The 6,047-nt window shown below is 48.7% G+C and carries 5 protein-coding genes; 3 read left to right on the top strand and 2 right to left on the bottom strand.

Features of this window, described 5'->3' with window-relative positions; translation table 11 throughout:
- Window positions 1–252 precede the first annotated feature (252 nt).
- Window positions 253–954, bottom strand: coding sequence for a pirin family protein (locus NG833_RS26745; protein WP_254568320.1), 702 nt, complete (start codon window positions 952–954; stop codon window positions 253–255).
- A 129-nt stretch (window positions 955–1,083) separates the two neighbouring features.
- On the opposite strand from NG833_RS26745, the gene NG833_RS26750 reads away from it, so the two are divergent.
- Window positions 1,084–1,419, top strand: coding sequence for a helix-turn-helix domain-containing protein (locus NG833_RS26750; protein WP_254568321.1), 336 nt, complete (start codon window positions 1,084–1,086; stop codon window positions 1,417–1,419).
- Between the two features lie 13 nt (window positions 1,420–1,432).
- Here the strand turns inward: NG833_RS26750 and NG833_RS26755 are convergent, their stop codons facing one another.
- Window positions 1,433–3,895, bottom strand: coding sequence for a diguanylate cyclase domain-containing protein (locus NG833_RS26755; RefSeq protein WP_254568322.1), 2,463 nt, complete (start codon window positions 3,893–3,895; stop codon window positions 1,433–1,435).
- Between the two features lie 388 nt (window positions 3,896–4,283).
- Between NG833_RS26755 and NG833_RS26760 the strand changes: the two genes are divergently transcribed.
- A complete protein-coding gene (locus tag NG833_RS26760) occupies window positions 4,284–5,201 on the top strand; it encodes a hypothetical protein (protein WP_254568323.1) in 918 nt (305 codons plus the stop codon).
- Between the two features lie 87 nt (window positions 5,202–5,288).
- Complete coding sequence (locus tag NG833_RS26765; protein ID WP_254568324.1) at window positions 5,289–5,747, top strand: hypothetical protein; 459 nt, start codon at window positions 5,289–5,291, stop codon at window positions 5,745–5,747.
- The last annotated feature ends 300 nt before the right edge of the window (window positions 5,748–6,047 follow it).

A 6,047-nucleotide genomic window follows, 5' to 3' on the forward strand; every position in this document is an offset into this window, starting at 1 on the left:
GCGCAATGCTTGCGCCCTGGGGCGCAAGCATTGCGCCCCTACAGATACCTTCCTTTCAGTTGAACGGTTGGATACTTGTCCTCGTGACTGGGTTCTACCCAGTCATGCTCTCCCGGAGGCTCTGCCTCCAGTCCGGTAAACCGCTCAGGACTTACGCATATTTTAAGAATCTACCTAAAATGTAGAGGCGATTCCCGAATCGCCTCTACAGTTGGGGTTCAAGGTTACAGATTGCGTAAGTCCTACCGCTGCTTAAGCTAAATCAAACAACAGCACTTCAGCTTCTTCCTCAGACCCCACTAGGGTAAGGGTTTCCGGTGCAGAACAGGCAACTCCATCCCCAGTTTTCAAGGGTAGGTCATTGAGGGTGAGAGTTCCCCGGGCGACTTGTATCCAAGCATGACGGTTGGGGGGAATGTCATACACCACGCGATCGCCCTGATGCAGGATGGTGGCATACAGATTCAAATCCTGATGAATGGTGACAGAACCCTCCCGCCCGTCTGAGGACCCGATTAACCGCAATTTACCGCGTTTTTCTGCCTCGGAATAGTGCTTTTGTTCATAGGAGGGGGGGAGTCCTTGTTGACCGGGTAACATCCAAATTTGCAGCAGATGCACCGATTCGGTTGGAGAAGGATTAAACTCACTATGAGCGACTCCCGTTCCCGCACTCATCCGCTGCACTTCCCCCGGAAGAATGACGGAACTGTTTCCCATGCTATCTTTATGTTCTAACGCCCCTTGGAGTATATAGGTGACGATTTCCATATCGCGGTGAGAATGGGTGGGAAAACCGCCCCCACCACTCACCCAGTCCTGGTTAATCACCCGCAGGGCACGAAATCCCATGTACTGAGGGTCGTAATAGTTGGCAAAGGAAAAGCTATAGGAGGTTTTGAGCCAGCCATAATTGCCTTGTCCCCGTTCTTCTGCTTTGCGTAGGGTTAACATGGGTTCCTCCAATGCGATCGCGACAGGTTTTATGGAATTTTGATGCTTTAGTTATTACTTACTTTAGAATAGATAAAGTTAATTTGTAAAGTATGCACTTTTAAGTGGGTTAGTACCCAAAAGGTAACAATGGAAGCCAAATCAGATAGCAAAAAACAAGTAGGATGTCCGGTGGAAACCACTTTAGCCATTATTGGTGGACGATGGAAAGTGTTGATTTTGCAGGAGCTATTTTCTGGAGTGAAACGGTTTGGAGAACTGCATCGGGCTTTAGCGGGAATTACTCAAAAAATGCTGACTCAGCAATTGCGGGAATTGGAACGGGATGGGATTATTAACCGGATGGTTTATGCCCAGGTTCCGCCCAAAGTGGAGTATTCTTTAACTGAATTTGGGATGACTCTGCGACCGATTCTGGAGACGATGCACGAGTGGGGGGTGCGCTTTGAGCAAGAACATCCCTGATTAAGCGCAAAGATTAAGCGCAAACGACTCGATTGCGTCCTCCGGCTTTGGCGACATAGAGGGCTTCGTCAGCATTGGCAATCAGTTGAGTGGGAGAGGTTTCAGAACTGGGGGTGAGAGTTGCTACGCCTAAACTCATAGTGATGTAAGGACTCACTTGAGATTGAGCATGGGGAATCTGTAATCCAGACACTTGTCTCCTCAGTCGTTCCGCGAGTTCTAAGGCATTTTTTAGGTCCGTATTGGGCAAAACTGCGGCAAATTCTTCTCCCCCATACCGGGCAATCAGTTCGAGTTTGGGGTTGATACATTGACGCAGGGCTGTGGCTACCCGTTGCAGACACTCGTCACCGGCTTGATGTCCGTAGGTATCGTTATAGGGTTTGAAATAGTCGATATCGCACAAAATGAGGGAAAGGGAAGTTTGGTCCCCTCGTCGCCACTCGTGATTGAGGAATTCATCAAAACAACGACGGTTGGGGACTTGAGTTAAGCCATCGAGAGAGGCAATGCGGTGTAATTCTTGATTAGCGGCTTGCAATTGTTCAAAGAGGGTGGATTGTTGGATGGCGATCGCCACTTGAGTGGCTAATTCTCGCAGGAATTCGGTTTCCCAATTCTGCCACTGCCTGGGACCTTGGCAGTGATGAGCAATCAGCAATCCCCAGAGTTGGTTGTTATCCCCGCCGGAATGTTCCACCCTGTCCTCCTCAGAGTTGGACTGAAAATCTTCATTTAATAAAATCGGGACGACTAAATTGGCTTTAACTTGAAACTGGGTTAATAAATTGCGATGACAGGGACTAAGGGGTTCAGTATAAATATCAGCAGTGGCTTTGAGACGCCCTTTTTTATAGAGTGCAGCCTGACTTTCGCGAAAGCAGGGGTCGAGAATCGTGAGGTTGAGGATTTCTCGGGCCTGATCGCCACAGGATTCGACGACAACTTTACCACTCCAATCGGGGTGAAAGCGATAAATAATCACGCGATCGGTATTTAAAAATTGTCGAACTTCGGCAACGGTGGTGTTGAGAATTTCTTGGAGATTGAGAGAAGAACGAATGCGATCGCGCATGGCAGACATGACTCGTTCCCGTTCCAGTTGCAATTGCAGGGCTTCTTGGGCCACCACTCGGCTGGTAATATCCCGTAAAATGACGGTAAACAGTCGTTCTGAACCGACTTCGAGCTTGGAAATAGAGGCTTCGGCGGGAAATTGGCTGCCATCTTTGCGGCGTCCAAAGACTTGCGATCGCGTCCCCATTGTCCGGGATACTTCTGGGGTGTAGCCGAACTGTTGAATATACTGGCGATGCTTCAGACGCAGATTTTCCGGTAACAGCAGATCGAGGGATTGTCCCATCACCTCTGCTGCACTGTAACCAAAAATTTTTTCGGCCCCCTGGTTAAAGAGTTGAATCCGTTGGGTTGCGTCAATGGAAATAATCGCATCATCGGCACTATCGAGAATTCCCGCTAAACGCGCTTGGGACAGGCGCAGGGCCGCTTCGGTATGTTGGCGTTCTAAAATTTCCCGTCGCAATTGTTCATTCGCCTGTTGGAGTTCGGTGGTGCGTTCTTCGACTAATCCTTGCAAGGCGGCGATCGCGGCATCCATTTCAATCGGTGTAAATCCTTGGAGTAAACTGGTTTGAGTGATGATTCCCTGTAACGAATCCCCCGGATCGGCAACGACCAATCGTCGGACTCGATACTCCCGCATTAACTGATGCGCTGTCCATAGGCAATCCGTCGGTTGCACCAGCAGCAGGGGCGAACTCATCACTTCGGCAGCGGTGAGTGTTCTGAGGTTGAGTTCTAATGCCTGTAGCTGGAGAATATCCCGTTCCGTGACGATGCCGATGGGGATTGGCATCGGTTGCAGTTCTAGGGTCTGCATTGCGTCATCGCTGTAGCGATTCTGGGCGATCGCCACGCAACTGACCCGATGGATGCTCATCAAGGTGGCTAATTCCAACACCGATGCCGACGGTGATGCTGTAATCACGTTGGGGTTCATCACTTCCACCACTCGTCTCAAGCGCATCCAGTCTGCCGGTTGGATAATTTCTCGAATGCTCTGGTAGGTAATCGTCCCTAGTAATTTCTCATCAGGATCCACGATGGGCAAATGGCGAATCTGTTTCTGCCGCAACAACTCCAGAAGGGTGACGAGATTCGGAAGATGCTCCTCCTGGAGGATAAACGGCCTAGGGGTCATTAATGCAGAAATCGGTTGTTTACTAAACGCTTTGGTAAATGAGTCTTGTTCACGATCGCCACTGCGTGCCGTCAATTTCACCACATCCCGTTCCGTAAATATACCCAGGATTTTATCGGCTTCTACCACGATCGCGCAGCTCGATTTTACCTGGCTCATCAGCACGATCGCCGCGCTCACTGGAGTATCTGGCGTGACGGTTAACGGATGACGGTCAATGGCTAACTGTACAGAAAAGGCGGTACTTTCAAGCATAAATTAAAGGCATTTAATAATTCGGCGCAGTGTCTTCCTCAATCGCATGGTTTATCTTGACTGATCCTGGGTTGTTTGGGAAGGCTGATAAAAATTGAGGTCTAATCTCTTGATTCTCTAGTGATATTGTATTACTCCGGAGGTACCTTTCTGCCCTCGGGTTCTCAGGTTGAGGGTTCTCCAATCAGAACTCTCGGTCTGTTTATAGAGTCTAGTCCCTCAAAGCTCAATCCCCTGAGGCGGTCAATTTTGCCTAGGATGCCACTATCTCCGGTTGTTCATCCCACCCGAGAGAGACCCAACTCTGGGATTTTCCTCGGTTGCAATCGGCGATCGCCTTCATCCTAACCACCCGTCACGGGAGATACTATCGTTGGAGAGGTTTAAAATGCGTAAAGTTCCACCCTTCTTTCTCGCTGCTGCCACCACAGTTCTAATTTTTTTAATCGCGCTGCTGTCCGCCTCGGCGCAGTGGCGTCCCGTTAAAACGGGCATTCTTTTTGGCATTAGTGGTATCGCCTTAGTTGAAAACTCTCTGGATGAGATGGGATGTCCCCCAGCTACTTGTTTTGTGATTGTTCATGACAATAAAACCGAGGGAGACGGTCGGATCGCTATTCTAACAGTTCAGGGACAAGATTCTTTAAATTATTTACCCCTACAGTGGCCTGAGGGTGCAGAATGGCCAGTCGATTTAGAGGCGATCGCCCGGGTTCCAGACAGTGACGACTCCGCTTTTATGGCCGTCACCAGTTTCGGACGAGTCTATCATTTCACCCTCGATTCCACCGGCACGATTCAACTGGTCCACATTTTTTCTCTTCCCGATTTGCCGGAAAATACTAATTTAGAAGGCTTCGATTTACACCTCATTGACGGTCAATTGCTTGGAGTTTGGGGTCATCGAGGGAGTCCCGATGATCCAGGGGTACTCTATTGGGGCTGGTTTGACTCGAATGAGTATCAAATCTCTCCCGAAGGGTCGGCTTTGATGACCGTTCCTTGGCCGGAGGAAGATGTTCGTCATATCAGTGACCTAAAAGTTAATAATGCTGGAATTCTCTATATCACTTCCACTCGCGACCCCGGAGATGATGGACCTTTTGATTCGGCAGTTTATGCCGCTGGTCTGTTCTCAATGAACGGCGAACAGGTGGAATTTCGTCCCGCAGATTCTCTGGTTCCTCTCTATCGCGTTAATGGTCATAAAATAGAAGCCTTAGAATTTTTATCGGGCCTTTCTGGAGGCAAAATTTTCGGGACGGATGATGAAAATCAAGGGTCATCTATTTACATCAAACCCTAATGTCTTCTCAGGTTTAATCTGGGAATATCCAGGATTTTTATGCTAAAATAAGGACAGGGATAAGATGAACTCCACCCCTGAACTATTATGGCTATCACTCTGAGCAAAGAACAGTTGATCCACCAGATAGCACTCATCCATCGCCGTCAAAAAGGGACCGTATTTTCGCCGGGAGTCATTGGAAAAATTTTGGGCATTCCCCAATCTTGGAGAACTCTCAAAAAAGACGAACTCATGCAAGTTTTAGAGGCTTGGCACAATCTGTTACAGTCCTGTCCTAAAACCGCCCACTGGGAAACGGTGGAAAGAGGCGATCGCCAGGTGTCTCTACTCGCGGACGGACAACCCTGGGTAGACTATTTTGGCTTTCCCTCTCTCAAGAGTGCGGACACCTTTTTAGACCAAGTTTTACCCCATTGTAACTGGGCGATCGTGCGAAAAAGTGGCAAGCGCGTTAATGCCAGTTTTGAGTGCAAAGTCTGGGGATTAACTCAGGACGATTTTCAGGCGATCGGTCCTCAACGGTTAGCTGTTTGTACCCGATGAATCATGATTATCGGGTTTGATAGTTTGCAATTTGCGGGATTCTTGTGCCGAAAACGACTGAAGTCGTTACTACAAACGAAGAGAACGACTAGACATCTGGCAACATTCTAAAAAGCCCCCCTTTTTAAGGGGGGTTGGGGGGATCAACCGGGTATTTTGTAAGAGAACGACTGAAGTCGTTACTACGAACTGAAGAGAACGACTGAAGTCGTTACTACGAACTGAAGAGAACGACTGAAGTCGTTACTACGAACTGAAGAGAACGACTGAAGTCGTTACTACGAACTGAAGAGAACGACT

It is taken from the genome of Oscillatoria sp. HE19RPO (assembly GCF_024220515.1).
Taxonomy (GTDB): domain Bacteria; phylum Cyanobacteriota; class Cyanobacteriia; order Cyanobacteriales; family Laspinemataceae; genus Laspinema.